The organism is Nocardia arthritidis, from assembly GCF_011801145.1.
Taxonomy (GTDB): Bacteria; Actinomycetota; Actinomycetes; order Mycobacteriales; family Mycobacteriaceae; genus Nocardia; species Nocardia arthritidis_A.
In genome coordinates this window covers 711,380-736,560 of sequence record NZ_CP046172.1, presented here as the reverse complement: position 1 = coordinate 736,560, position 25,181 = coordinate 711,380, and the positions used below count along the sequence as shown (strand labels likewise).

The 25,181-nt window shown below is 66.2% G+C and carries 22 protein-coding genes, 4 tRNA genes and 1 pseudogene; 13 read left to right on the top strand and 14 right to left on the bottom strand.

All coding sequences use genetic code 11. The features are described from left to right. Positions 1-120: 120 nt before the first annotated feature. The gene (locus tag F5544_RS03480; protein ID WP_167471826.1) at positions 121-591 is read right to left on the bottom strand and encodes a carboxymuconolactone decarboxylase family protein; all 471 of its coding nucleotides are present in this window, start codon (positions 589-591) and stop codon (positions 121-123) included. A 155-nt stretch (positions 592-746) separates the two neighbouring features. Between F5544_RS03480 and F5544_RS03475 the strand changes: the two genes are divergently transcribed. Together F5544_RS03475 and F5544_RS03470 are read left to right on the top strand one after the other, a co-directional pair. Next, the gene (locus F5544_RS03475; protein WP_167471825.1) at positions 747-911 is read left to right on the top strand and encodes a DUF5993 family protein; all 165 of its coding nucleotides are present in this window, start codon (positions 747-749) and stop codon (positions 909-911) included. After that, positions 908-1,522: a disulfide bond formation protein B gene (locus F5544_RS03470; RefSeq protein ID WP_203217484.1), complete on the top strand. Its 615-nt coding sequence runs from the start codon at positions 908-910 to the stop codon at positions 1,520-1,522. The genes F5544_RS03475 and F5544_RS03470 overlap by 4 nt, the downstream gene beginning before the upstream one ends. 1 nt (position 1,523) lies before the next feature. Here the strand turns inward: F5544_RS03470 and F5544_RS03465 are convergent, their stop codons facing one another. Further along, positions 1,524-2,405, bottom strand: a complete 882-nt coding sequence (locus F5544_RS03465) for an oxidoreductase (RefSeq protein WP_167471824.1) — start codon at positions 2,403-2,405, stop codon at positions 1,524-1,526. Positions 2,406-2,637: 232 nt separating this feature from the next. On the opposite strand from F5544_RS03465, the gene F5544_RS03460 reads away from it, so the two are divergent. Continuing rightward, entirely contained in the window at positions 2,638-4,263 is a 1,626-nt protein-coding gene (locus F5544_RS03460; RefSeq protein ID WP_167471823.1) for a (2,3-dihydroxybenzoyl)adenylate synthase, read from the top strand. A 167-nt stretch (positions 4,264-4,430) separates the two neighbouring features. On the opposite strand, the gene F5544_RS03455 is transcribed toward F5544_RS03460, so the two are convergent. Together F5544_RS03455 and F5544_RS03450 are read right to left on the bottom strand one after the other, a co-directional pair. Continuing rightward, positions 4,431-5,804, bottom strand: a complete 1,374-nt coding sequence (locus tag F5544_RS03455) for a salicylate synthase (protein ID WP_167471822.1) — start codon at positions 5,802-5,804, stop codon at positions 4,431-4,433. A gap of 42 nt (positions 5,805-5,846) precedes the next feature. Then, entirely contained in the window at positions 5,847-6,623 is a 777-nt protein-coding gene (locus F5544_RS03450; protein ID WP_167471821.1) for a DUF2127 domain-containing protein, read from the bottom strand. A 139-nt stretch (positions 6,624-6,762) separates the two neighbouring features. Between F5544_RS03450 and F5544_RS03445 the strand changes: the two genes are divergently transcribed. Further along, complete coding sequence (locus F5544_RS03445) at positions 6,763-9,237, top strand: glycerol-3-phosphate 1-O-acyltransferase (RefSeq protein WP_167471820.1); 2,475 nt, start codon at positions 6,763-6,765, stop codon at positions 9,235-9,237. After that, the gene (locus F5544_RS03440) at positions 9,234-10,646 is read left to right on the top strand and encodes an HAD-IB family hydrolase (RefSeq protein WP_167471819.1); all 1,413 of its coding nucleotides are present in this window, start codon (positions 9,234-9,236) and stop codon (positions 10,644-10,646) included. Before F5544_RS03445 ends, F5544_RS03440 begins: the two co-directional genes overlap by 4 nt. Here the strand turns inward: F5544_RS03440 and F5544_RS03435 are convergent. The 4 genes and pseudogenes from F5544_RS03435 to F5544_RS03420 all read right to left on the bottom strand — a co-directional run bounded on the left by F5544_RS03435 (position 10,643) and on the right by F5544_RS03420 (position 13,037). After that, positions 10,643-11,362: a polyprenol monophosphomannose synthase gene (locus tag F5544_RS03435; RefSeq protein ID WP_255665259.1), complete on the bottom strand. Its 720-nt coding sequence runs from the start codon at positions 11,360-11,362 to the stop codon at positions 10,643-10,645. The genes F5544_RS03440 and F5544_RS03435 overlap by 4 nt on opposite strands. A 103-nt stretch (positions 11,363-11,465) precedes the next feature. Continuing rightward, positions 11,466-11,648 (bottom strand): hypothetical protein, encoded by a 183-nt coding sequence (locus F5544_RS03430; RefSeq protein ID WP_167471818.1) that lies wholly within the window; start codon positions 11,646-11,648, stop codon positions 11,466-11,468. A 61-nt stretch (positions 11,649-11,709) separates the two neighbouring features. Beyond that, positions 11,710-12,141: a hypothetical protein gene (locus F5544_RS03425; RefSeq protein WP_167471817.1), complete on the bottom strand. Its 432-nt coding sequence runs from the start codon at positions 12,139-12,141 to the stop codon at positions 11,710-11,712. A 111-nt stretch (positions 12,142-12,252) separates the two neighbouring features. Further along, a pseudogene (locus tag F5544_RS03420) lies at positions 12,253-13,037 on the bottom strand (LLM class F420-dependent oxidoreductase). A 64-nt stretch (positions 13,038-13,101) separates the two neighbouring features. On the opposite strand from F5544_RS03420, the gene F5544_RS03415 reads away from it, so the two are divergent. Beyond that, positions 13,102-13,464 (top strand): MerR family transcriptional regulator, encoded by a 363-nt coding sequence (locus tag F5544_RS03415; RefSeq protein WP_167471816.1) that lies wholly within the window; start codon positions 13,102-13,104, stop codon positions 13,462-13,464. Positions 13,465-13,769: 305 nt separating this feature from the next. Beyond that, positions 13,770-14,423: a 2'-5' RNA ligase family protein gene (locus F5544_RS03410; protein ID WP_167471815.1), complete on the top strand. Its 654-nt coding sequence runs from the start codon at positions 13,770-13,772 to the stop codon at positions 14,421-14,423. A 658-nt stretch (positions 14,424-15,081) separates the two neighbouring features. Here the strand turns inward: F5544_RS03410 and F5544_RS03405 are convergent. From F5544_RS03405 to F5544_RS03390, 4 genes are all read right to left on the bottom strand, one after another. Beyond that, a tRNA-Phe gene (locus F5544_RS03405) sits at positions 15,082-15,155 on the bottom strand. A gap of 62 nt (positions 15,156-15,217) precedes the next feature. Continuing rightward, positions 15,218-15,291, bottom strand: a tRNA-Asp gene (locus tag F5544_RS03400). Between the two features lie 29 nt (positions 15,292-15,320). Beyond that, a tRNA-Glu gene (locus F5544_RS03395) sits at positions 15,321-15,393 on the bottom strand. 92 nt (positions 15,394-15,485) lie between these two features. After that, a complete protein-coding gene (locus F5544_RS03390; RefSeq protein ID WP_167471814.1) occupies positions 15,486-16,151 on the bottom strand; it encodes a TetR/AcrR family transcriptional regulator in 666 nt (221 codons plus the stop codon). Between the two features lie 849 nt (positions 16,152-17,000). Here F5544_RS03390 and F5544_RS03385 point away from each other — a divergent pair. The 3 genes from F5544_RS03385 (at position 17,001) to F5544_RS03375 (ending at position 19,083) form a co-directional block, all read left to right on the top strand. After that, a tRNA-Lys gene (locus F5544_RS03385) sits at positions 17,001-17,073 on the top strand. 189 nt (positions 17,074-17,262) lie between these two features. Then, positions 17,263-17,832, top strand: coding sequence for a DUF937 domain-containing protein (locus F5544_RS03380; protein WP_167471813.1), 570 nt, complete (start codon positions 17,263-17,265; stop codon positions 17,830-17,832). Between the two features lie 285 nt (positions 17,833-18,117). Further along, positions 18,118-19,083 (top strand): acyl-ACP desaturase, encoded by a 966-nt coding sequence (locus tag F5544_RS03375; protein WP_167471812.1) that lies wholly within the window; start codon positions 18,118-18,120, stop codon positions 19,081-19,083. Positions 19,084-19,172: 89 nt separating this feature from the next. Here F5544_RS03375 and F5544_RS03370 read toward each other — a convergent pair whose 3' ends face one another. Next, the gene (locus F5544_RS03370) at positions 19,173-19,844 is read right to left on the bottom strand and encodes a hypothetical protein (protein WP_238847061.1); all 672 of its coding nucleotides are present in this window, start codon (positions 19,842-19,844) and stop codon (positions 19,173-19,175) included. Positions 19,845-20,180: 336 nt separating this feature from the next. Here F5544_RS03370 and F5544_RS03365 point away from each other — a divergent pair, with 336 nt between their 5' ends. After that, complete coding sequence (locus tag F5544_RS03365) at positions 20,181-21,044, top strand: SDR family oxidoreductase (protein ID WP_167471811.1); 864 nt, start codon at positions 20,181-20,183, stop codon at positions 21,042-21,044. A 7-nt stretch (positions 21,045-21,051) separates the two neighbouring features. Here the strand turns inward: F5544_RS03365 and F5544_RS03360 are convergent, their stop codons facing one another. Next, positions 21,052-21,633 (bottom strand): TetR/AcrR family transcriptional regulator, encoded by a 582-nt coding sequence (locus F5544_RS03360; protein ID WP_167471810.1) that lies wholly within the window; start codon positions 21,631-21,633, stop codon positions 21,052-21,054. A gap of 133 nt (positions 21,634-21,766) precedes the next feature. Between F5544_RS03360 and dusB the strand changes: the two genes are divergently transcribed. After that, on the top strand, positions 21,767-22,912 hold the full coding sequence (gene dusB / locus F5544_RS03355; RefSeq protein WP_167471809.1) for a tRNA dihydrouridine synthase DusB: 1,146 nt from the start codon (positions 21,767-21,769) through the stop codon (positions 22,910-22,912). A gap of 126 nt (positions 22,913-23,038) precedes the next feature. Further along, entirely contained in the window at positions 23,039-25,093 is a 2,055-nt protein-coding gene (locus F5544_RS03350; RefSeq protein ID WP_167471808.1) for an LCP family protein, read from the top strand. Positions 25,094-25,181: the final 88 nt, after the last annotated feature.

The following is a 25,181-nucleotide window of genomic DNA, read 5'->3' as shown; positions in this document are numbered from 1 at the left end:
CACCCAGGGCCGGCTTGCTAAACCAGAAATACGCGCGCTGCACGTCGGCGACTGTACCAGGCGATGCGTCGGGCGCGGCGCAACAGTGCCACACGACACATCGCCCGGATCCCATCGAGATCAGCCCCACTGGCCCGGCACGTAGGACCCGGCCGGGTTGCGGATGATGGTGTTCAGCCGATTCCAGGCGTTGATCATCGCGATGGCCGCGATCAGCGCGCCGAGCTGGTCGTCGTCGAAATGCTTGCGCGCATCGGCCCAGACCGCGTCGCTGATGCTGCCGCCGTCGGCGATTCGGGTCGCCGCCTCGGTGAGGGCCAGCGCGGCGCGCTCCGACTCGGTGAATACGGTGGCCTCGTGCCATGCGGCGACCAGGTTGAGCCGCACCGGGTCCTCGCCCGCGTGCAGCGCATCCTTGGTGTGCATATCGGTGCAGTAGCCGCAGCCGTTGATCTGGCTGGCCCGGATCTTCACCAGTTCGTAAGTGGCCGAAGGCAATCCGGATTCATCGACCACCTTGCCCGCGGTGATGATGCGCTTGACGAACTTGCTGGTGACCTGGTTGGCGAAAAGATCGAAGCGGGCGTCCATGATGTCCCTCGTTCCTTGTTCGGTTTCGGTTGGCTTCACTAGGACGACGACGCGACGGCGCGCACTGTGACATGACTTCGGATATGACCGTCGTCACGTCCAGGCGGCGTGTCCGAGCAGGCCCGTCCAGGTCACCCCGGTAATGTCCGCCTGCTATGGACACGCTGATCTTCGGAGGTTTGCTGTACGTCCTCGTCGTGCTCGACCGCGGGAAACCCCGCCGAATGGTGCTGGCGGGCTGGTGGATTCTGTTGATCGCGACGATCCTGCTCATGGCCCACCACATCACCGGCGGCCTCGGGCTGGGGTTGAACTGGTGAGCGAGCAGGCGACAGCCCGGCCGCTCGGCCGCGTCCAATACTGGCTGGCCTGGATTTTCGTCATCGGCTGGACCGGCGTGGTCTGCGGCGGGCTCGGCGTCCAGTTCATCGCATGGGACTATCCGTGCCCACTGTGCCTGGTGCAGCGCATGTTCATGCTGCTCGCGGCGCTCGGCGGGGCCTATATCGTGCGGCGGGCGATGACGTCGACGGTCACCCCGCACGACTACGCCACCGGCTGGGGCCTGGCCATAGTCGCCTGTGCCGCAGGCGGATTCGCATCCTGGCGGCAGACGATGCTGCACATCCTGCCCGGCGATCCCGGCTACGGCGGCCCGGTGCTCGGCCTGCACCTCTACGTGTGGGCGCTCATCCTGTTCGCGGCCGCCATCGTCGCGGCGGGCGCCGCCATGGCCTTCGCGAACGAGACGGCGGCACAGGACTTTCCGAAGCAGCCGTATACCCGGCTCGGCATGATCGCGATCGGCTTCCTCGGCGTAGTGATCGCGATCAACCTCGTCGCGGTCTTTCTACTGGCGGGCTTCCACTGGTTCCTGCCCGACAATCCGGACCGCTACCAGTTCTTCTACGACGTGCACATATTGAGCTGACTCATCCGCCGAAATCAAACGAGACACCGGTGAGTCGTTCGGACAGTTCCCACAATCCCTTGGCGACGGTGGCGTCCCGCGCCGCGCCGGTCGAACCGGACCGGCCGGGATAGCCGCGCATACCGGCGAATCCGGTCGGCCCGTAGTAGCCACCCGGTTCGGCCTCGGGTGCCGTGGCCGCGAAAAGTTCGGGGAGAGCGCCCATTTCGGCACTCTGCGCGAGCAGCCGATTGCCGAGCGCCATGATCGGGCCGAGCAGCGATTCGGTATGCGACATCAGCTCCGTCGCGGCGTAGCCGGGATGCGCCGCCACCGCGGCGAGTTCGGCGCCCGCGGCGGTGAGCCTGCGATGCAGTTCGTAGTGGAACATCAGGTTGGCCAGCTTGGCCTGACCGTATGCGAGCCAGCGCTGATAGCTACGCCGCTCCCAGTTCAGGTCGTCCAGATCGATCCGGCCGATCGTGTGCGCACCGCTGGCGACGGTGACGACGCGATCCGAAATCTTCGGCAGCAGTAGGCCGGTCAGCGCGAAATGCCCGAGATGGTTTGTGCCGATCTGCATTTCGAAGCCGTCCGCGGTGCGGTACAGCGGTACCGCCATCACTCCGGCATTGTTGATCAGCACATCCACCCGGTCGATGGCCGCGGCGAATTCGCGCACCGAGGACAGGTCCGCCAGATCCAGCCGGCGCACGACGGCGCGCGAACCGAGTTCGGCCGCAACCTTTTCGGCCCGTGCCAGGTCGCGACAGGCCAGTATCACCTCGGCGCCTGCCGCCGCCAGCTCCCGCGCGATCACCGCGCCCAACCCGCTGTTCGCGCCGGTCACGATGAAGATGCGACCGGTCTGATCGGGGATATTCGTGGTGTCCCAGCGCGTCATGCCGGGGAGTTTAATGTGACTGGACGGGATGGTTTCGTGCGAGCGCGCGGGCCCCGAAATACGGTGTGGATCCCGCAATCCCGTCCGATCCGGTCGTCGACGCCGATTCGACCGGACTGTCAACGCGTGAGCACCTCCCTGTCGACCGAGCACTGTTCGGCAGCAGCCTAACGCATTGAGATAGGGTTGCCTAACCTTAGAAATCTGGATCCGAGTAAATGCGAGGCAGACCGTGACGACAACCGCAGCGACCGGCACCCATCGAGACGGCTACGTCCCATTTCCGGAGTCGGCGGCCGCCGCGTACCGGGCGGCGGGCCACTGGTCCGGCCGCACCCTCGGCGAGTTGCTGCGCGCGGCGGCCCGGCGGCATCCGGACCGGCCCGCCCTGCTCGACGAGCGCGGCGCACGCAGCTATGCCGACGTGGACGCCGCCGCGGATCGAATGGCCAACGGTCTGCTCGCCCTCGGCATCACCCCCGGCGACCGAGTGGTGGTGCAGTTGCCGAACGTGCCCGAATTCCTGACCGTCCTGTTCGGCATGCTGCGCGCGGGCATCATCCCGGTACTCGCGCTACCCGCGCACCGGCGCGCCGAAATCGCGCATCTGGCCGAACTTTCCGGTGCGGTCGGCTACGTGATCCCGGACCGCGTCGGCGATTTCGACTATCGCGAGTTGGCCGCGACCGTGCGCGAATCCGTGCCATCGCTGCGCCATGTCCTGGTGCTCGGCGACCCCGGCGGCGAGACCGACCTGAATTCGGTGCCGCGCGAGGGTGATTCGCTGCCCGAGCCGGATCCGTCCGATATCGCGCTGCTGCTGGTCTCCGGCGGCACGACGGGCCTGCCCAAGCTGATCGCCCGCACACACGACGACTACGTCTACAACGCGACCGCGAGCGCCGAGGTCTGCGAGCTCACCCCCGACGACGTCTACCTGGTGACACTGCCTGCGGCACACAACTTTCCGCTGGCCTGCCCCGGCATCTTCGGCGCCGTCGCGGCGGGTGCCGCGGTGGTCTTCGGCATCGATCCGAGCCCCGAGAGCGCGTTCGCGGCCATCCAGCGGCATCGGGTGACGGTCACCGCGGTGGTGCCGCCGCTGGCTCAATTGTGGTGCGCGGCAACCGAATGGGAAACGGCCGACCTGAGCTCGCTGCGGCTGTTGCAGGTGGGCGGCGCGCGCCTGGCCGAGGTGAACGCGCGCGAGGTGACCCCCGCGCTCGGCGCCGCGCTGCAGCAGGTGTTCGGCATGGCGGAGGGCCTGCTGAATTACACCCGCCTCGACGACGATCCGGAACTCGTCGCCACCACGCAGGGCAGGCCGCTGTCCCCCGCCGACGAGATCCGGGTGGTCGACGCCGACGGCAACGATGTGCCCCCTGGCGTTGAGGGCGAACTACTCACCAAGGGCCCCTATACGATTCGCGGCTACTACCGCGCACCCGAGCACAACGCCCGCGCATTCACCCCGGACGGCTACTACCGCAGCGGCGATCTGGTCCGCCGCCTGCCCAGCGGCCATCTGGTGGTCTCCGGCCGGATCAAGGACGTGATCAACCGCGGCGGCGAGAACATCTCCTGCGACGAGTTGGAGGAGCACCTGCTGGCCCACCCGGCGGTGCGGCACGCCGCGGCCGTAGGTCTGCCGGACCCCGCCCTCGGCGAAAAGGTCTGTGCCGTACTGGTCGTCGACGCCGCGATGCCGACGCTGGCGGAGATAAAAGCCTTCCTGACCGCCAGGGGCCTGGCCACCTACAAGCTGCCGGATGTGCTGCGCCGCACCGAAACCCTTCCGGTCACCGCGGTCGGCAAGATCGACAAGAAGGCGCTGGTGGCTGGCCCTGAACTCCGATGAGCAGACGGTGGTGCGTCTGCGGGAGCACCACCGTCGCCCATCCCGGCCGAGCTACGCGGGGCCGGGAGATCGGGACCCCAGTGCACAGGCCACGACGAAATTGGTTGTGCCAGAACGTGATACCCCAGGAAGATACCTCCCCGCAAACCGGCGGGGAGGCCTGGTGATCATCCGTCCAACTGCGCCTTGACGACGTACGGCGCGACGCTGCCGAGCTTTTCGCAGGTCTCCTCGAATTCCCGCTCGGGCCGCGACTGGCCGACGATGCCCGCACCCGCGCGCAGCCAGGCGCCCGCTGTGGTCTGATACACAGCGCGCAACACCAGCGTCGCCTCCAACGCACCGGTCGGCGAAATCGTCACCACCGCACCGGAATACAACCCGCGCGGCGCGCCGTCGAGCCGGAACACCGAATCGACGCCCGCCCGCTTGGGAATTCCGGACGCGGTCACCGAGGGAAACAGCGCCGCGAGCGCGTCCCAGCTGGACCGGTCGGCGGCCAGTCGGCCACGCACGGTCGAGGCCAGATGCTGCACGCTGCCGCGCTCGCGGACCGCCATGAAATCCGAGACCGCGGGCGTACCGGGATCGGCGACCCCGGCGATCTCGGCGAAGGCGGTCTGCACCGAAATCGCGTGCTCGACGATCTCTTTCGGATCCGCGACGAGTTCGGCCCGCGCGGCCGAATCGGCGGCGGCGCCGCGGCCGAACGCCCTGGTGCCCGCCAGCGGTTCGGTGGTGACCATCCGCTCGTCGTCCACCGAGACGACCAGCTCCGGGCTGAAGCCCGCGGCCTCCAAACCGCCGAGCCGCAACAGGAACGACCGGGCGGGCGTGTTGTGTGCGCGCCCGAGCCGGTAGGTGGCGGGCACATCGACGGCGAAGGGCAGCTCGACCTTCCTGGACAGGATCACCTTCTGATACCGCCCGGCGCCGATCTCGGCGACCGCCTCGGCCACCCGCCCGCGGTAGTCGGTCGGATCCGGCCGCACGTCCACCGGATGCGCCGGCGGCAATTCGGATTCCTGCGACGCGGCGATCATTTCGCGAATCTCGTCGGCCTCGGCGAGCGTCGCACCGGAGAACCGGACGCCGGACTCGCCCACCCGCACCTCGATGCGGGGAATCATCAAGTGCGCCAGTGTTGTTCGCGGTTGCAGATGCCGCGTCGCATCCAAAGCCCATGCGCAGAACTCGAATCCGAGCCAGCCGTAGGCCGACCGGTCACCGAGCGGGAGCGTGCCGAGCACCCGGTCGAGCACCGCGGCCGGGCTACCGTCCCACGAGCTCGCGGTGGTGCGCCCGTTCCAGCTGACCCGCAGCTCGTCCACGTCGAGCTCGACGGCGCCGATCGGATCGGCGGCGAATACCCACTCGCCGGGGCGCTCGTACACAACGTATTCGCCGAATCGTTCGGCGGCCGCCAGCCGGGACATCGCTGCCGCCGGATCGGTCACATACTCCACCCGCAAGCGTTCGTCCGTCGTCGACAACGATCCTCCATAGGTAATGCTGACCTCACTCGAAAGTAAGGTTAGCATTACCTGACTATCCGTTGTCGATGTCGGCAACCACAGCGGAACTCAGGCGTCAGCAGCCTGATTCGGTACGGACAGGGCCGAGCGCTCGACGCTGAGCAAACTCTCGGCGTGATGTTCCTCGTGGTAGGCCTTACCGCCACCGCGCAAGCCGAACAACCGCTTGCTGTAGATCAGCCAGATCACCGCGGCGATATTGATCAGCAGCGCGCCTACGCGCAGGACGGTGATCTTCTCGGTCAGCTCGTAGATCTCCAGCGGCAGGAAGATGCTGGTCGCGATGACCGCGAAGTATTCACCCCACCGCCGCACCAGCCACAGACCGACCGCCTCGATCACCTGCAACCCGGCGTAGACCAGCACGCCGACGCCGAGCCACAGCAGCGTGGTGCTCGACAGCGAGAACGCCGACGAGATCGTGTGCACGATCTTGGACCGGTCGATATCCCAGCCGATCTGGTCCGCGAACGGTTTGAGCAGCGGCAGATCCTTGTCGAACGCCGCGCGCACCGTCTCGCGCGAGCTGCGGAACTTGAACACCCCCACCGCGAGGCCGATCAGCACCACCGCGCGCAGCACCCGCTCGATGGCGAGCGCGCGCATGATCCAGCGGTCGCGCAGCAATCGTCCGCGCGGCACCTCGGGCGCATGATCGGCGGGTCCGCGGCCCACCGGCTCCCCCGGCACGAATGTGCCGCAGCGCAGACAGCGCCACGCCTCCCCGGCCACGGTATCCACCCGCAGCCGCTCCCGTAGGTCCTGCTCGTCCGGCGCATAGGTGTAATGACCGTGCCAGCCACACGCGCGCAACGCCCAATCCATGCGCGCAGCTTAATGGGCGATGCCCGCCGCCGGGCACCCCGCGACAGCGCGCCCGGCCAACTCGCTGTCCGGAGTTCCTGCGCGAAAAGCCGTGGGCGGCTTGAATAGGGGGATCGCCATTTTCGGAGGGACCACGGCCATGATCGAGCACAGCGACGGTGCACCGGCGTCGATTCGGCAATCGGCACAGCCGGATTCGGTGGTGGCCCTCATCGACGCGGCGACAGATGTGGAGCGCGAACTGGTCGGCGCCTGGCTACTCGATGGCGGTATCGCCAAGGAATTCGGCACCGACGCGCCGATCACCCAGCTCGACCTGGACGCGACCGCGGTCGCCGAGCGGCTCGTCACCCGGCACGACGACCCGCTCGTGGTTCCGGTGCGGGTGCTGTGGCTGCCGCCGGAGCGCGACGGGGTGCGCCGGGTCACCTTCGCCGATCTCGCGCTGCTCAGCAATCCGCGCAAACCGCACCGCTTCGCCCAGCGCAGGCTGATCGGCAAGGCGCCGGACCGGCATATCGTGCTCACCGGGCAACCCGCGCTGCTCAGCGCGCTACGCGCCAATAATCCGGAGGCGACGGCGCTACTGGCGAAGGGTTCGGCCGAACCGCTTGCCAGAGCGGTGATCCGCGCCGCCGTCGTCGCGCTGGAACGCGCCGAACGCAATGTGATCGGCGACCGGTACAAGGTGCCGCGGCTGGTCGCCGAGGAGATACTCGACTCACCCGAATTCCTGCGCAGGCTGGAGCTGATCGCCGACCAGTCCGGCAGTAAACCGCACGAGGTGTATCGCCGGGCCGAGAAGGCGCTCAACGAACTCGTCGCCGCGCAAAGCAGATTGGTGTCCGACCTGTTCACCCAGGCCATGCGCCCGGTACACGCCTCGACCTGGAAGGTCGACGGCGAGGCGTCGGGGCTGGAGCGGCTGCGCGCCATGAACCGGCGGTATCCGCTGGTCTTCCTGCCATCGCACCGGTCTTACGTCGACGCGTTCGTCCTCGGTGATGTATTGGCGCGCAACGACTTTCCACCGAACCACGTGATCGGCGGCGCCAATCTGAGCTTCTGGCCGATGGGCCCGATCGCCCGGCGCACCGGCACCGTCTTCATCCGGCGCAGCTTCGGCGACGACGAGGTCTACAAGGCGGTGGTCGAGGAATACTTCGCCTACCTGCTGGCCAAACGATTCAACCTGGAGTGGTATTTCGAGGGCGGGCGCACCCGCACCGGAAAGCTGCGGCCGCCGCGCTACGGACTGCTGAATTATCTTGCCGCGGCAGTACGTTCGAACCGGGTGGACGATGTGATGCTGGTTCCGGTGTCGATCACCTACGAGCGGCTCAACGAGCTCGGGGCCATCGCCACCGAGCAGTCCGGCGGCAAGAAGAAACCGGAGGGCCTGGCCTGGCTCGCGAGATATGTTCGCAGCCAGCAGCATTCGGCCGGGCACGTATACGTCCGATTCGGCGAACCGCTCTCGGCACGGGAACGCCTTGCCGCGCACGGCGATCCGCTCACCCCGCGCCCGCTCATCATTCCGCTGCACCGCACCGAGGCGCGCTCGCCACTGCCCGCCGCCGATGCGCCGGGCCCTGACACCGATCCGGGTGTCACCGAGCTGGAGCGAAAGGCCGTGCAGCGCTTGGCCTTCGAGATCGCGGTCGGTATCAACGCGGTCACCCCGATCACAGTGAACGCCCTGGCCACCCTCGCACTGCTCGGCGTGCACGAGCGCGCGCTCACGCTGGGCGAGGTGCGCTCGGTGCTCAACCCGGTGCTCGGCTATATCGAGAAGCGCGAGCTGCCGCGCGGTGAACTCGCCGCGCTGCGCGACGAACAGAGCCTCGCCGTTGTGCTGGAACAGCTTTCACTGGCCCGGGTGGTCACCGTCTATCGCGGCGGGTTGGAGCCGGTGTACTCGATCGAGCCGGGTGCGCATCTGGAGGCCGCCTTCTACCGCAACAGCGCGGTGCACTGGTTCGTCAACCGGGCGATTCTGGAGCTGGCCATTCTGGCGGCGGTGGAAAGCGGTGCGAGCGATCAGCTGAGCATCGGCTGGAAGGAGGCGTTCCGGCTGCGCGACCTGCTGAAGTTCGAATTCTTCTTCCCGGAGCGCAAGGAATTCGCCGACCAGCTGACCGCGGAAATGCTGCTGGTAGACCCGGATTGGTACAACCACACCCGGGCCGACACCCGCGGCTCGGAGATCCTGGACAAGCTCACCGCCTCCGGCTTCATGATGGCGCACCGGGTGCTGCGTTCGTTCTTCGACGCGCAGTTGGTGGTGGCCGAGCGGCTGGCCGCCCGCGATCCGGCGCTCGAATTCGATCGCAAGCAGTTCATCGACGAATGCGTCGCGGTCGGTAAACAGATGCTGCTGCAGCAGCGGCTGCACAGCCCGGAATCGGTCTCCACCGAATTATTCGGCAGCGCACTCAAACTCGCGGACAATCACGGCCTGCTCGCCGCGGTGGCACACGACTCGGCCAAGCGACGTGCCGAATTGACCGAGCGCAGAACCGAATTCGCCGCCCGGCTGCGCACCATCGGGGCGCGCATCTCCCGGGCCGCCCTGCTCGACCCGTCCAACCGCACCGATCTGGAGCTACGGTGAAGCTGGCCGAGGCGGTGGCCGCCACCCGCTCCGGACCACAGGGACCCGGAGTCGCGGCGATCTTCGACTTCGGCGGCGCGGTCGCGGGCGCGATTCGAATCCCCTGGTACCGGCGGCTGTTTCGGCACGCCGACCCGCAGACCGTCCTACTCGCCGGGATCAGGACCTTCGGCTCCGACGGCCCGTACAGCCGTTTCCTGCAACAGCTCAGCCGGGCGCTGGCCGGGCGATCGAGCGCGGACCTGGACGAATTGGGCGAACGTCTGTTCCGCCGCACCGTCTACGGCCACCTGTATCCCGAGGCGTGGCAACTGATCCGGACGCATGCCGCCGCGGGCCACACCGTGGTGCTGACCAGTTCGCTGACCCGCTTCCAGGTGGCACCGGCCGCGACGGCGCTCGGCATCGAACACGTGCTGTGCACCGAGATGGCCACCGAGGACGACATACTCACCGGCTTCGTCGCAGGAAAACCACTGTGGGGCAACGGAAAAGCCGATGCCGCGCGGGAATTCGCGGCGGCGCGCGGCATCGATCTCGGGCAGAGCTACGCCTACAGCGCCTGCGGGGCGGACGTGCCGCTGCTCGCGCAGGTGGGCCATCCGGTCGCGGTCGATCCCGATCCACGGCTCACCACCTTCGCGACCGAACAGAATTGGCCGACGCTCGGCTTCCGGCCGCGCCGCGAACCGACCACCGGTGATGTGCTGCGCACCGTCGCCGGATTGGTCGCGTTACTGGTCGGCGCGTTCGTCGGCGTGCTGAGCAAGTCCTACACCCGCGACCGCCGAAAAATGGCCGACGCGTTGATGGTTCACGGCAGCCGGTTCGCGCTGCGCACCATCGGCGTCCGAATCACGGTATCCGGCAAGGAAAAAGCGCTGGCTCCGCGACCCGCGATCTTCCTGTTCAACCATCAGAGCCAGTTCGACGTGATCGTGGTGCCGAATGTGCTGATCGGCGGCGTCACCGGAATTGGCAAGAAGGAACTCACGCACAATCCGATCTTCGGGCCGCTGCTGCGGTTCGTCGGCGTCACCTTCATCGATCGCGCCAACACCGCGGAGGCGAAGGCCCAATTGCGTCCGGTCGTCGACACGCTGCGCGGTGGGCTGTCCATCGCGCTGGCCCCGGAGGGCACCCGCTCCTACACACCGAGCCCGGGACCCTTCAAGAAGGGCGGCTTCCACATGGCCATTCAGGCCGGCGTGCCGATCATCCCGGTGGTGATCCGCAACGCGGGCGAAATCTCCTGGCGCAATTCGATGATCGCCCGGCGCGGCACCGTCGACGTCGCCTTCCTCGACCCGATCGATGTCAGCGGGTGGGATCCCGACAACATGACCGACAATGTCGAGGCGGTCCGCGGGTTGTTCACCCGAACCCTGCTCGACTGGCCGTCCGCTTAGACCGCGCGGCCGAAGAGCAGCTTCCACGGCATGAGCGCCGACTCCAGCTGCACCCGCAGGCTCATCTTGGATGCGCCCTTGGTGCGCTCCTCGAACCGGATCGGTACCTCGGCGATCGAAATACCCTGCTTGATCGTCCGGTAGTTCATCTCGACCTGGAACGAATAGCCGTTGCTGCGGATCGATGCCACATCGATCGCGCGCAGCGTATCCGCCTTCCACGCCTTGAATCCGGCGGTCGCGTCCTTCACGCCGAGCCGCAGGATCAGGTTCACGTAGAAATTGGCCCAGGCCGAAAGCGCCTTGCGGTACCACTTCCACTCCGCGGCGGTGGATCCGCCCGGCACATAGCGCGACCCGAGGACGACGCCCGCATCGGTGGTCGACAACTTTTCGAGCATGGCCGGAATCACCTCGGCCGGATGCGAGAGATCGGCGTCCATCTGGATCACCACATCCGCGCCCTCGTCCAGCGCCTTGGTGATACCCGCGATGTAGGCCCGGCCGAGACCGTCCTTCTCTGTGCGATGCAGCACATCGACGACGTTCGGCAGCTCCACCGCCAGCTTGTCGGCCACCTCACCGGTGCCGTCCGGCGAATTGTCGTCCACGACGAGCACATGCAGATCGGGCACCGGTAGCGCGGTCAGCCGCTCCACCGCCACCGGCAGATTTTCCCGCTCGTTGTAGGTCGGCACAACAACGGTAACCCTCAAGGGTCGCCCTCCTGCTTACCTGTTCCCGCCGGGAGCCGTGACGGAACCCCAGCACTTAGTTCGCTGATTTCCTTGAACCGTAGCGGATCCGTCTGAGGAGGGTTCAGTCCCCGTCGCGCCAGCGCCGGTCGCGCGAATCCTCCCGCTCGTTGCGGGCCCGGACGATGTCCAATGCCCGTTCCGCGGTCGCCTGATCAGGGTACGGACCCATCCGATCGGCGAACCAGCAGCGCTTCCCGTTTTCCGCCCGGTGATGCTTCAAGCAGTAGTACCACTGATCGGCCATGCCCCCAGCATCCCACCGATCTTGGAACCCGGCCCCGGATTCACGCGGGCAAGATCACAGGTCACACCAAATCGGGCCGCCCATCCAGCCCGTCGTCGCCATCACGGGCGGGCACCTCGAAGATCTCATCCCCGCGCAGACAGTTCCCGAGCGGCGACGGGCTCAGCGGATACGGCTCGTCGACGCAGATCCGCGCGGCCCAGCCGCCCACCTCCACCCCGTCGTCGACGCGCGACTCGAGCCGCCGATGCACCTCACCGTCCCCGAACAGTCCCGCATGCGCCAGAATCTCCCCGATCGCCTCCGCCGCGCACCGCACCTCCCCCTGCGCCTCGGCCGCGGTGGCATCCGGATTCAGCTCCAGATATGCCCGCCGCGCCGCCGCCAACAGCCGCCGCGCATCGGTCACCCGCAGATCGAGCCGATACCGCAGCGAAATCTCCATCCCATCCGCCAGCGGCTCGTCCCCGATCATCCCGTCTGCCCCGCTCATCCCCTCACGATATGTCCGCTTCCCGCCCCTGTCCCCTTGGGCGGCAACGGGTTTGCGCCCGTCCCGCGTCGAACCGGCCCTTGTGGGTTCGGCTCGACGCATAACGAGATCTCAGGACAGGTAGCGGTCGACCGCTTTTCGCATCACGTCGAGGGTATGCAGGGTTTCCGATTCCGGGAGGGTGGGCATGCTCAGGACAACGCGCCGCACTCCGGCCGCGGCGTAGCCGTCGAGCAAGGAGGGTTCGGCCGGGGCGAACGCGACCGTGACGGGCAGGTCGTGTCCGTCGAGTTGGGCTAGCTGGGCCGGGATTTCGGCGGGGTCGGATACCGCGGCGGGCAACCAACCCACGCCGTGCCGGATCGCCCGTTTCGCCGCCGGTGCGCCGCCGCCGATGAAGATGGGTGGCTGCCGAACGGGTTTGGGCCAGGCGTACATCGGATCGAAATCGATGAAACGGCCATGGAATTCCGCGAGTTCATCGGTCCAAATCCGCCGGATGGCCCGCAGTTGCTCGTGCCGTGATCGGCCATCTCCTCCGGATTCCAGCCAGCGCCCACACCGAATACGAAGCGCCCGTTGGAGATTCGATCGAGCGTCGCGATCTCCTTGGCGGTGTGGATGACATCGCGCTGGATCAGCAGCGTGATCCCGGTGCCCAGCACCAGCCGCTCGGTGACGGCCGCGACGGCACCGAGGGTGATGAACGGATCCAGGGCGCGGTAGTACTCCCGCGGCAGTTCCCCGCCGCCGGGGGCGGGCGAGCGCCGACTCGCCGGAATATGCGAATGTTCCGGCAGGAAAAGGGATTCGAATCCCCGCTCCTCCAGCGCCATACCGAGCTTCGGACCGCTGATTCCCTCGTCGGTGACGAAGGTGGTGATGCCAATCTTCATGACCGTATGCTCGAACCCTCACATCGATGTGAGGGTCAATCCGGATCACTATGAGGTGGAACACATGCGCATCGGAGAGCTGTCCGAGCGGACCGGAACCTCCCGCCGGCTGCTGCGCTACTACGAGGAGCAGGGCCTGATCTTCGCGCAGCGCTGCCAGAACGGCTACCGCAGTTACGATGACCGCCTGGTGGATCGCGTACTGCAGATCCGCGGCCTGCTCGACGCCGGCCTGCCCACCCGCATCATCAAGCAGATCCTGCCCTGCCTCGATCAGCCGAGTTCCATCGTCTTCGACGAGGCGACGCCGGAAATGCTTGCGCTGCTGGAAGATCAGCTCACCCGAATGTCCCGGCGCATCGACTGTCTCGCCCGCAACCGGGACGCCATCGCCGAATACCTCGACGCGGTCCGCGCCAACAGCTGACGCCCACACCGCCCCTCGACCGCGGGCGCGCCGGCCGTCGGCCGAACCGCTTGCGGCCGTTTCGGATTCGCTGATCCACGAATGCGTCGAAAATGTGACGCACCGTTCGACCCACTTCGGTGCGCGACAGGGCCCACTTCGGGCGCACCGCAAAGCTTCGGCAACGTCGCCGCGAGATCGAACTGGACACGATGGCAACTACCCAACCAACATCGAACGCCGACAACATCTTTCGGGAAGCGGTCGAGAGGGTCCGGCGACGATTGTGACCAACAACTCACCATCCGCTTGCATAGGATCGCCGCGTGCGGAACATCTTTGATCCAAGCGTTCTGAAATGGCCATGGCTGCGCGACTCGCTGCATGTTTATGTACTGCCCGATCCACAGTTCGCCACATCTGTGCAACCCACTATCGATGCAATAGGGGTTTTTCCCGACTGCGCCCCCGTAACGTCCCGTTGGCTGCACGCCACCGTGACCCGAATCCCATGGTGGCGCAATGAAGTCACGCCATCATCGCTGGACCGATATTCGGATGCCTTGGCAGCCATCGCGTCCGCTACGCCACCCTTCGAGATCCCCATGTCCGGCCCGGTAATTCACACCAGCAGCGTCCTCATGGCCGCCACCCCCGACCATCCCAATCCTTTACCGGACTCATCGACACTCTTCCCCGCGTGGCAGGCCCTGGTCGACCACACCCGCGAAGCCGCGACCCACATATTCGGCCCCACCCGCCAGCTACCCCCACCCCCGGCATTCCCACACGTATCTCTCGCTTACGCCGTCACCGATTGCGATTCAACCCCATTGGAACGCGCACTCGAATACCGAAGCGTCTCCACCACACTCACCGTGCACACCCTGCATTTCCTTGCCGTCCACCAGGATCCACAAGCAGGCACCTTCACTTGGGACCCCATTTCATCACACCACCTGACGAATCCAGCCACCTAACCCACCCCACAGTCTTCCCGCACACCGTTCAGCACCACGCACATCCAATTGCGCACGAATCTGAACGGCACGCCGGAAAACCAGTCGGTGCGCGCAACTTACACCCCAACACCACCGCAATAGCTCGACAGCCAAACCGCCACAACATAACCCGCGGACCAGCTCACGAAGGCCCCCACGCACGAAGCCCCGCCAGGCACGATCCAGGCTCGCACCCCACCCGAAAACAGAACCGACGACCCACATCCCGCGCTTCCTGCGCCCATACCTCGCCGAATCGAAGGTAAGGCGAACACCACAAACCCGAACACATTGATCAATAACGTGACGCCCCAACCCAAAATGACCACCGTATCGGGGCTCAGGGCCTCGCCCCGGCTAGAGGTGCGGTGCGGGGCCTCAGCCCAAGAAACAACGATGATCAAACACAACAAAGGCGTGCCCACCAAGCACAACACACCTGAAATCGACTGACCCCAACGCCCCACACAACCCGAAACCCCCAGATAGGTGACATCATCACAAAAGGTGACCACCAAGAACGGGGGTCCGGGGCAAGCCCCCGGCCGGGGGCGTGGGGGCTTGGCCCCCACAAAAAATGACGATGATCGAACACAGCGAAGGCGTGCCCGCCGAGCAGGACACGCCTTCGATCGAGTGGCCAGGGCCGGGATCGAACCGGCGACCTTCCGCTTTTCAGGCGGACGCTCGTACCAACTGAGCTACCTGGCCGCGGGCACCCGAACCGAATGCCGTTCGCGTGGCGCCGGATTCACTCCGACGCTTTACACTTGCGACCCTGACGGGACTCGAACCCGCGACCTCCGCCGTGACAGGGCGGCGCGCTAACCAACTGCGCCACAGGGCCTTGCTCTGCTACCAACGGTCCGAAGACCGTACCCCCTACGGGATTCGAACCCGCGCTACCGCCTTGAAAGGGCGGCGTCCTAGGCCGCTAGACGAAGGGGGCTCGCCCCGGATTCCTCCGGACCGGCTTTCAACGTTTCCGTTGGGAGCCCGGATAGCTTATGACAGACGCGGCGGGTTTCCCAAACCGGCTGGTCAGAGCGCTAATCCGAGCTCTTCGATGCGGGCGGAGGTGCGCCAGCCGTCGGTGCGGAACTTTTCCAGCCACTCGGGGGTGGCCATGGATTCGACGACCACCTCGAGTGCTTCCTCGAAGCGGGCGCGCAGGTCGACCGGACTGCCGGCGAGGTCGACCAGGTACCGCTGCCCGGCGAGGGCGGCGGCGACGGTGCGGGTGAATCGGTCGGGGTCCGCGTCGCCGCGCAGCTGTCCCTGGTCGATCGCGCGCACCGCGAGAACCCTGGTGGCGCGCCCGAGTATCCGACCGCCGCCGGATTGCACGTCACGGTAGAAGTCCGGCTCGATGATCAGCCGGAATTCGGCCTGCACGATGATGTCGTGTTCGAGTCGCAGTGCGATCTCGTCGATCATGCCGTGCAGGGTGTCGAGTGCGCTGAGATCCGTTCTGGCGAGCCAACGTTCGGCCGAGGACCGGTAGCGGTCGACGGCTGTCTCGAGGACCGCGCGTGCCAGATCTTCCTTGGAATCGAAATGAAAGTACATAGCGCCTTTGGTGGCGCGTGAACCCTCCAATATGCGGTTGAGCGATGCAGCGGCATAGCCGCTCTTCCCGAACTCAACGGCGGCGGACCTGATAATCGCCGCACGTGTCCGGCGGGCCCGCTCTTGCTGCCGTGCCATGCTCGAAACGCCTCCGAAGCCTACTCGCCGCCAATGACCCACCCCCAAAGGAACAAGACCCTTGGCGCGAAGTTATGAGTTTTATCAATACTTCAAACCGGGTTTTCGCCCAGTTTCAAACTTTCGGTACGAAAACTTGCGAAAATCCTGAAACACACCAGCTGGTATAGTTTTCCTGCCCGGGTGCGCCGCAGGGGGTGCGCACCCGGGTATTTCTTTGTCTCGGATCTGCCTCCTGCGGCATCGAATCGGGTAAGCCACGACAAGCCGGACCGGTCGCGACACGTTCGGGCACATCAACGATAAGCCGAATTCCGGATCCGCCGGGTGGGTCGACGATTCTTCCGGAATTCACCAAGGCGTCACCGTACCCGGAAATCCCTTCCGACACGCGGCAAACCGGAGAGTAAGGCTTCAAGTCGATCCGGATATCTGTTACAGCAAACATTTCGCAACCAATTCCAGTGTCCGCTCGAAAGTCGAATTAGCCAGCGCCCCAGCCGGGTTCACACACAAAGCGGAGCCGATCGGTCAACCGACCAACGATCGCCCAATCCGCGCCGGATCGGCCGACATCCCGTGCGAGAACACCGGATGATCCCACCGATACGCCCAAAGGCATTGGTAGCCAACATGATTCGATACTAGCCAGGATGTGTCCCAGCGAACAAAGCTGGGTGCCAATTATTTACCGCATGCGCGATCACACCCCACACTCGCCTTGCCAACGGAGACAGCATGTCTCGGCTACCGGCGAACCCCGGACATTGATATCGCACCCCCTCGCCGCTCGCTGGCCAACCCCCGGTTAGGGGTTTCGGCACCCGCGCCACTACACTTGCCTACCGCGCCCCTATAGCTCAGTTGGTAGAGCTACGGACTTTTAATCCGCAGGTCGTAGGTTCGAGCCCTACTGGGGGCACCGCGTCGGGCACCCGGTCACACACCGGGTGCCCGGTTCATTTCCGCAGGTAGTACGGCCGGGCCGGGTAGCGCGACATATCGGCGAAACGCGACCGGCCGCAGACGAAACACCACACTTCACCCGGGCTTTCCCCTACCCTGAGCCCGACCCCGGGATACGGGGACACCCTCGACGAAGGTGGAGCTGATGACTTCTTTCGATGATTTGCTCTCCCAGGTTCCGATCGGTCAGATCGCCGAAAAACTCGGCGTCGACCAGGCCACCGCGACCAATGCGGTGAAAGCCGCCCTGCCCGCCCTGCTCGGCGGTCTGCAGGCCAACGCGAACAAGCCGGAGGGTGCGGCCTCGCTGGTCGACTCCCTGGAAGGCCACGGCGACCTCGTCGACGGCGGGGTCGATATCGACCAGGTCGATACGAAGGCGGGCGCCCAGATCGTCGACAACGTCTTCGGCGAGGAGAAGAACACCGTGATAAGCGCGCTCGGCAACACCGAGGGCGCGGGCGGCAACGATCTCATCGCCAAGGTGATGCCGATGCTCGCCCCGATCGTGCTCGCCTTCCTGGCCAAGCAGATGGGCGGCGGCGGACAGGGTGGCGGGCAGGCATCGGGCGGCGCGATCGGCGACATCCTCGGCAATCTGCTCGGCGGCAGTTCCAAGAGCGGCGGACTCGGCGGGGCGCTCGGCGAGGCGCTGGCAAAGAACGCGGGCGGCGCGCTCGGCAACGTGCTCGGCGGCCTGTTCGGCAAGAAGTGAGATTTTCCGGGGGCGGTAGCTAACAGGCCGTGGCCCGCGGCGATACACCTTGCGCTGCGGGCCGCGGCAGGGGAACGAACGATCACACTTCGTGCGAACCCGCCTAGACTCGCAAGGGTCGCCCTACGCCAACGACGGCGTATGACGTGCACCACCGTGAAACGCGAGGGCTATCGATGCGTTTCGCATCACACCTACGGTGCCGTAAGGTATGGCCGCATCGGCAACGGTCTACGTTGGGGGGATGACCAGCACGACCGGACGCACTCACTGAAGGGCTTATACATGGCAAGGGATCTGACTCAACTCGAGCTGCTCACGGAGTTGGAGCCGGTTGCCGAACAGAACGTCAACCGGCACCTCTCCCTGGCAAAGGAATGGCATCCGCACGACTATGTCCCGTGGGACGAAGGCCGCAATTTCGCGGCACTCGGGGGCGTGGACTGGGACCCGGAACAGTCCCGGCTGAACGAGGTCGCGAAAGCGGCCATGATCACGAACCTACTCACCGAGGACAACCTGCCCTCGTATCACCGCGAGATCGCCGAGAACTTCTCTCAGGACGGCGCGTGGGGTACCTGGGTCGGGCGCTGGACGGCCGAGGAGAATCGCCACGGCATCGTCATGCGCGATTATCTGGTGGTCACCCGTGGCGTCGATCCCGTCGCGCTGGAGGAAGCGCGGATGGTCCACATGACCAACGGGTTCGCCTCGCCGACCGAGGCCGACGCGGGCTTCCTGCACTCGGTCGCCTATGTCACCTTCCAGGAGTTGGCCACCCGGGTCAGCCACCGCAACACCGGCAAGGTCTGTGACGACCCGATCGCCGACCGCATGCTCCAGCGCGTCGCCGCCGACGAGAACCTGCACATGATCTTCTATCGCAATATGTGCGGCGCGGCCATCGATCTGTCCCCGGATCAGGCCATCGAGGCGATCACCCTGATCCTGGAGAACTTCCGGATGCCCGGCGCCGGAATGCCCAACTTCCGCCGCAATGGCGTGCTCATGGCCAAACACGGCATCTACGACCTGCGCCAGCATCTCGAAGAGGTGGTGCAGCCGGTGCTGAAGAAGTGGAACATCTTCGAGCGCAACGATTTCACGCCGCGCGGCGAGGCCGTGCGCGAGCGGCTCGGCCTGTTCCTGGACAAGCTCGGCAAGGACGTCATCAAGTTCGAGGAGCAGCGCGATCGCATGCTCGCCCGCGAGGCGAAGAAGCGCGAGCTCGCCGACGTCGGCGCGCGCTGACCGGCAGTACCCGTACATACAGCTGTAGCGTCGGCCGCCGGAATGTCCGGCGGCCGACGGGTTTTCGAATATCGGGCAACCGCTCCGCGCTATTTCAGCGGCAGCGCGCCATCAACACCACCGACATCGGTGATCTTCCATCCCGAGTTCTTGTCCAGGGTGACGTTGTAGGTGGCGGTGCTCTGTGTGCCCTGCGGATTCTGCGCATTCGTCGCATTGACGTTCACGAACACGTTCACCTTGTATATGCCGCCCTGTTCGGATGCCACCGTCGCGGTGATCGGCGTCGCGGTGGAGGTGAACTTCAACGGCACCAGAATCTGTTGTAACTGCGGGGCGGTCTGATCGAACTTACCCGCCAACTGATCGGTGGTATTGGCCTTCAGTTTCGCTATCCAGGAGTTGACATCCTGATAGTTGACGGTGGCCGCGCCGACCGCATAATCGGTGGCAACTTGTTCGGCCTTGTGATCATTCGCGTCCCGAGTTCTTCGATCCGCGAGATCCGATTTGGCGGACCACAGAAATCCGGCGAGTACGACGACCGCGATAGCGAGCACCGCGATCAACGCGGTTTGAATCACCGTGGAAACGCGGATCTGCACGGTTCCCGATCTGCCCGCCGGTTTCGGATCCTTCGTCTCCGGTGCGCTCTCGGTCTTCGCGGCATCCGTGCCATCGTCGGCCCGGTTCACCGCGGCGGCGCTATCCGATGCGGCCGTGGTTTCGGGCGCGTCGCCGCTGTCGGTCCGTTCTTCCATTTCGTTCTCTCCGATGCGTGACTGCCTGGCCTATAACTGTCCGACCTACTCGGGGTGATTCGCAGGTTCGACGCCATTCTCGCTGGTCACGGTGGGGCGTCTCGGGACAAGGCTACTGAACGCGTTGCGTCCACTGTCTGAGCCAGCTTAGCTCCGTGGGCCGGCTTACCCCTATGGCCGCCGAAACCGCGTTGCGGACCGCGGAATTCCGGCAGTCTGATGCTGACGCCGCGGATTCGATCGCATCTCCCCGGGGTAGGTCCGCAGGCGTACCCGTCGGACATGCGCGGCGTCCGCGCCGCAGCGCCGATGCGGAACTGCGAGAAAGGGGCCGAGATGACAACAGCGGATGGCGCGAAACTGCTCGCGGGCAAGGTGGTCGCGATCACCGGCGGCGCGCGCGGCATCGGCCGGGCGACGGCGGAGGCGTTCCTGCGCTCGGGCGCCGCGGTCGCGATCGGCGATATCGACGTCGAACTGGTCGCCAAAACCGCCGCTGAATTGGGCGCCGAACCGGACGCGCGCGTGCTCGGCCTCCCCGTGAACGTCACCGACAAGGCCGCGTTCGCCGCCTTCCTCGACGAGGTGGAACGGGAGCTCGGCCCGCTCGACGTGCTCGTCAACAACGCGGGCATCATGCCCACCGGGTTGTTCGCCGAGGAGGACGAGGCGATGACGGAGCGGATCATCGATATCAACCTGCGCGGCGTGATCATCGGATCCCGTTTGGCCACAAGGCGTTTCCTGGCGCGCAAAAGCGGCCACCTCATCAACATCGCATCTCTTGCCGGGGCACAGGGCTTTCCGGGTCTGGCCACCTACTGCGCCACCAAACACGCGGTGGTCGGCTTCTCCTCGGCATTGCACCTCGAGTTGAAAGAGCACGGCGTACATGTCTCGGTGGTGCTGCCCGGGATCGTGCGCACCGAACTCTCGGCGGGCGCGAAGATGCCCGGCTGGATCGAACCGCTCACCACGGTGGATCCCGAGGACGTGGCAAATGCCGTCGTGCGCACCGTAATTCGGGAGAAGGCGCTCGTCACCGTGCCGCGGCGATTGGCGGCAATCATCAAGTCGGCGCAGTTGCTGCCGTATCGGGCGCAGCTGGCGGTGGCCGCATTCACCGGTGCGACAACGGCTTTCACCCAGCCCGACCCGGCGGTCCGGGAGATCTATCACCGCCGCCTGCGCGAGCAGTAGCGCTCGATCATGTCGGTTGCCGCAGCAGCGCCTCGCCGAACCGTTCCAGCTCACCCCGCACCCGATCGAGCGGACCCGAATCCCGTTGTGCGCGTGCCAGAATCAGCGCGCCCTCGATGGCGCTGATGGCCAACGTCGCGACGGCCGCCGCCCGCGACTGCGGAACACCGTGCTGCCAAAGGGCATTCGCCAGCGCGGCCTCCCAAGCCGCATAGGACTCCCCCGCCGCCCGGCGCGCCTCGATCGCCTCGCCCGGCTCCAGCGCGGCCGCGGTGATCGGGCAGCCCGCCTCGTAGCCGGAATCCACCAGGCGCTGGCGGAAGTAGTCGACGCAGATCCCCATTGCGACCACCGGACCGTCGGCCGCGACCAATCCGGTGATCATCGCGCCGAATTCGCGGCCGGCCCGCTCGGTGGCCTCCCTCGCCAATTGCGCTTTGCCGCCGGGGAAGTAGTGATAGATCGATCCGCGCGCGGCGCCGCTGCGATCGATGATGTCCATCAGCGCCGTCCCGGCAATCCCCCGATCGCGGAACAATTCGGAGGCTGTGGCGAGCATCCGCTCCCGGCCGTCCGAGCTGCGTCCCATGACGCAGATCATACTTCCGATGACCGGGCCTTTCGGGCCCGCTCGGCGCGAAATGAGCAGACCGGTCGGCGTCTACGGTTGTCAAGCACGGCGTGATTCCGGCCACTTTCCGGCGAATGCGAAAATGGTCGGCATGACTGCGGCGACCGAGGCGAAGACCGGGCTGCGGATCGGACCGTATCCGGTCGATCCGCCGGTCGTGCTCGCCCCGATGGCGGGCATCACCAATCTGGCCTTTCGCAAGCTGTGCCGCGAATTCGGCAGCCCGACCTCGATCTACGTGTGCGAGATGATCACCGCCCGCGCGGTGGTCGAGCGCAATGAGAAGACGCTGCACATGATGTCCTTCGACGCCGACGAGCACCCGCGCTCGATGCAGCTCTACGGCGTCGATCCGGCCACCCTCGGTGAGGCGGTGCGGATCATCGTCGGCGAGGGCTGGGCCGATCACATCGATATGAACCTGGGCTGCCCGGTGCGCAAGGTCACCCGCCTCGGCGGCGGCTCGGCACTGCCGTACAAGCGGCGGCTTTTCGCCAACATCGTTCGTGAAATGGTCGCTGCCGCAGGCGATGTGCCGGTCACCTTCAAATTCCGCATCGGCATCGACGACGATCACCACACCTATCTCGACACCGGCCGCATCGCCGAAGCCGAAGGCGCCGCGGCGGTGGCCCTGCACGCCCGCACCGCCGCCCAGCTCTACTCCGGACAGGCGGATTGGAGTGCGATCGCCCGGCTCAAGGAGGCCGTCACCACCATCCCGGTCCTCGGCAACGGCGATATCTTCAGCGCCGCCGACGCATTGGCGATGGTGGCCGAGACCGGCTGCGACGGCGTGGTGGTCGGACGCGGCTGCCTCGGCCGTCCGTGGCTGTTCGCGGAGTTGTCCGCCGCGCTGCGCGGCGAACCCATTCCGGACGGCCCGGCGCTCGGCCGCGTCGGCGAGGTGCTGTACCGCCACGCCGGCCTGCTGGTCGAACACGACGGCGAGGACAAGGCCATGCGTGATATCCGCAAGCACATGGCCTGGTACCTGATGGGCTTCCCCGTCGGTTCGCACCTGCGCCGCCAGTTCGCGACGGTCTCCAGCCTGACCCAAATCGAAGACCTCGTCGGCCAACTCGACCCGGACGTCCCCTTCCCAGCCGACGCCCAAGGCCCCCGCGGCCGCCAAGGCTCCCCCCAGACAAAGGTCGCCCTCCCGGAGGGCTGGCTCGACGACCCCGAGGACGACACCGTCCCCTCCGCCGCCGACGTCATGCACAGCGGCGGCTGACCGAGCGACTCGCGCCGCATTTCCGCAGGTGCACCGGTCGCCGTGCCGGAATCGTTATCATGGCTGGATCGGTCATGCCGGTCGGCATAGCGGTCGCGGCGGATAACGAAAAGCGAGGGTTCGTTGGTGGGTGACGATCGGCACGGGCATTCGCCACGGCCTTCAGGTCGCGCCCCGTGGGAGCGATATCCCGCGGCGGAGTACACCGAACGAGACGGTGCGCGCGCGTCTCGGCGTGCCCGCCACGCGGATGAGGCTTCCGCATCCGGACCGGCGCCGCTGACGGTGCACGAGTTGGTCGAGCGGGTGGACAGTGAGCGTTCGGGTCGCGCGACGCATGCCGCCCGGCCGAACGGCGGGAAGATCCGGACGGGATCCGCTGCAACGGGATTCGGCGCAGGGGTGGATTACTCCGTCAACAACGGTAACGAATCCGACTCGGCCGCAAATCAATACGCCGACCCAGCGATAGAACTATCCGATCCCGCCGCGCATTCCGAATCGATCACCGCGGGTTCGCCTGTGCTGCACGATATCCTGTCCAGCCAGCCGGAATCCGCACCCGAGTCCCAGATCACCGACAAACTACCTGCGGTAATCGAAAACGCCACGGCCGCAACGGAATCCGACGACAACGCGGCCCGGCCGAAAACCGTCGGACTGTCCCGCCTCGCGCTGAACAAACAGCGCAAACGCCGCAGGCTACGCCTGGCCGGGCAGGTCACCGGCGCGTTGTTCGCGGTCATCGCGCTGGTGCTCACCGGCGGCGGCTGGGCCTACCAGCGCTACACCGACAAGCAGTTCACGCATGTCTCGGCAATCGATGACGACAAGACCGATGTCGTCGATTCGGACGGCCAGCTCGGTGACGAGAACTTCCTGATCATCGGCACCGACTCCCGCGCGGGCGCCAACAGCGAGGTCGGTGCGGGCACAACGGCGGATGCGGAGGGCGCCCGCTCCGACACCGTCATGCTGGTCAACATTCCAGCCAGCCGGGCCCGGGTGGTCGCGGTCTCCTTCCCGCGCGATCTCGACGTCACCCGCCCGGCGTGCCAGGGCTGGAACAACGACAAGGGCGTGTACACCGACGACACCTATCCGTCCGCCATCGGCGACAAACTCAACGCCGTATACGCCCTCGGCGGACCGAAATGCCTGGTGAACGTCATCCGCAAGATGACAGGACTGAATATCGGCCATTTCATCGGCATCGATTTCGCCGGATTCGAGGCGATGGTGAATCAGGTCGGCGGCGTCGAGGTGTGCGCGCCGAAACCGGTCGTCGACGGTGTGCTCGGTACTGTGCTGGACCGTTCAGGTAAGCAAAGGATCGACGGCGCAACGGCTTTGAACTATGTGCGGGCCCGCCACGTCTACGGCGAGGAGCGCAGCGACTACGACCGCATCCACCGGCAGCAGCGCTTCCTGTCCTCGCTGCTACGCGAATCCCTATCCAGCAGGGTGCTATTCGACCCCGGCAAGTTCAACGGGTTCATCAGCGCGTTCACCGCGCACACCTTCGTCGACAATGTGAAGACCCCGGATCTGCTGATGCTCGGGCGTTCGCTGCAGAAGGTGGACGCCGGTTCGGTGACCTTCCTGACCGTGCCGACCGCCGGAACCACCTCCTACGGCAACGAGATTCCGCGCGAGGCCGATATCAAGGCGATCTTCCGCGCCATCATCGACGACCAGCCGCTACCCGGTGAGAAGAAGCCGCAGCAGCCGCAGACCTCCACCACCCAGCCGCCCGCGCCGCCGAAGCTCACCGCGGTCGATCCGCGAACCGTCACGGTTCAGGTGACCAACGGGTCGGGCGCAGCGGGCGCTGCCCAGCGCACCGCGACCAAGCTGGCCAATCAGAGCTTCCAGATCTACAGCACCACCACCTCGCCGGACGGCATCTCGCCGACCACCAGGATCAGGTACAGCTCGGGCCACGAGGCCGAGGCGGCGACGCTGGCCAGCGCGGTCCCCGGCGCGACGCTGGAGCAGACGAGCGAGCTGGGCAGCATTGTCGAACTGCTCATCGGATCGGATTTCGGCGGCACCGTGCGGGCGCCGACACCGGTCGCCGCACCGCTGCCCGAGCTGCCGCCGGAGAGCAGGACTGCGACGCCGGTCACTCTGCCGCCGGATCTGGAGCACGTCAACGCCGCCGACGAGGCCTGCACCTGATTTCCGGCCGTCAACTGCGGCAACACCGACGCTAACGATCGGCACCCGGCATTAACCGAGTGTTCGTGACTTGGACAGCGCCGGGAAC

Coding starts and splice junctions, on each gene's coding strand:
- F5544_RS03480 (WP_167471826.1), bottom strand. CDS start 591: ATGGACGCCCGCTTCGATCTTTTCGCCAACCAGGTCACCAGCAAGTTC.
- F5544_RS03475 (WP_167471825.1), top strand. CDS start 747: ATGGACACGCTGATCTTCGGAGGTTTGCTGTACGTCCTCGTCGTGCTC.
- F5544_RS03465 (WP_167471824.1), bottom strand. CDS start 2,405: ATGACGCGCTGGGACACCACGAATATCCCCGATCAGACCGGTCGCATC.
- F5544_RS03455 (WP_167471822.1), bottom strand. CDS start 5,804: ATGCTAACCTTACTTTCGAGTGAGGTCAGCATTACCTATGGAGGATCG.
- F5544_RS03450 (WP_167471821.1), bottom strand. CDS start 6,623: ATGGATTGGGCGTTGCGCGCGTGTGGCTGGCACGGTCATTACACCTAT.
- F5544_RS03445 (WP_167471820.1), top strand. CDS start 6,763: ATGATCGAGCACAGCGACGGTGCACCGGCGTCGATTCGGCAATCGGCA.
- F5544_RS03430 (WP_167471818.1), bottom strand. CDS start 11,648: ATGGCCGATCAGTGGTACTACTGCTTGAAGCATCACCGGGCGGAAAAC.
- F5544_RS03425 (WP_167471817.1), bottom strand. CDS start 12,141: ATGAGCGGGGCAGACGGGATGATCGGGGACGAGCCGCTGGCGGATGGG.
- F5544_RS03415 (WP_167471816.1), top strand. CDS start 13,102: ATGCGCATCGGAGAGCTGTCCGAGCGGACCGGAACCTCCCGCCGGCTG.
- F5544_RS03390 (WP_167471814.1), bottom strand. CDS start 16,151: ATGGCACGGCAGCAAGAGCGGGCCCGCCGGACACGTGCGGCGATTATC.
- F5544_RS03380 (WP_167471813.1), top strand. CDS start 17,263: ATGACTTCTTTCGATGATTTGCTCTCCCAGGTTCCGATCGGTCAGATC.
- F5544_RS03375 (WP_167471812.1), top strand. CDS start 18,118: ATGGCAAGGGATCTGACTCAACTCGAGCTGCTCACGGAGTTGGAGCCG.
- F5544_RS03370 (WP_238847061.1), bottom strand. CDS start 19,844: ATGGAAGAACGGACCGACAGCGGCGACGCGCCCGAAACCACGGCCGCA.
- F5544_RS03365 (WP_167471811.1), top strand. CDS start 20,181: ATGACAACAGCGGATGGCGCGAAACTGCTCGCGGGCAAGGTGGTCGCG.
- F5544_RS03360 (WP_167471810.1), bottom strand. CDS start 21,633: ATGGGACGCAGCTCGGACGGCCGGGAGCGGATGCTCGCCACAGCCTCC.
- dusB (WP_167471809.1), top strand. CDS start 21,767: ATGACTGCGGCGACCGAGGCGAAGACCGGGCTGCGGATCGGACCGTAT.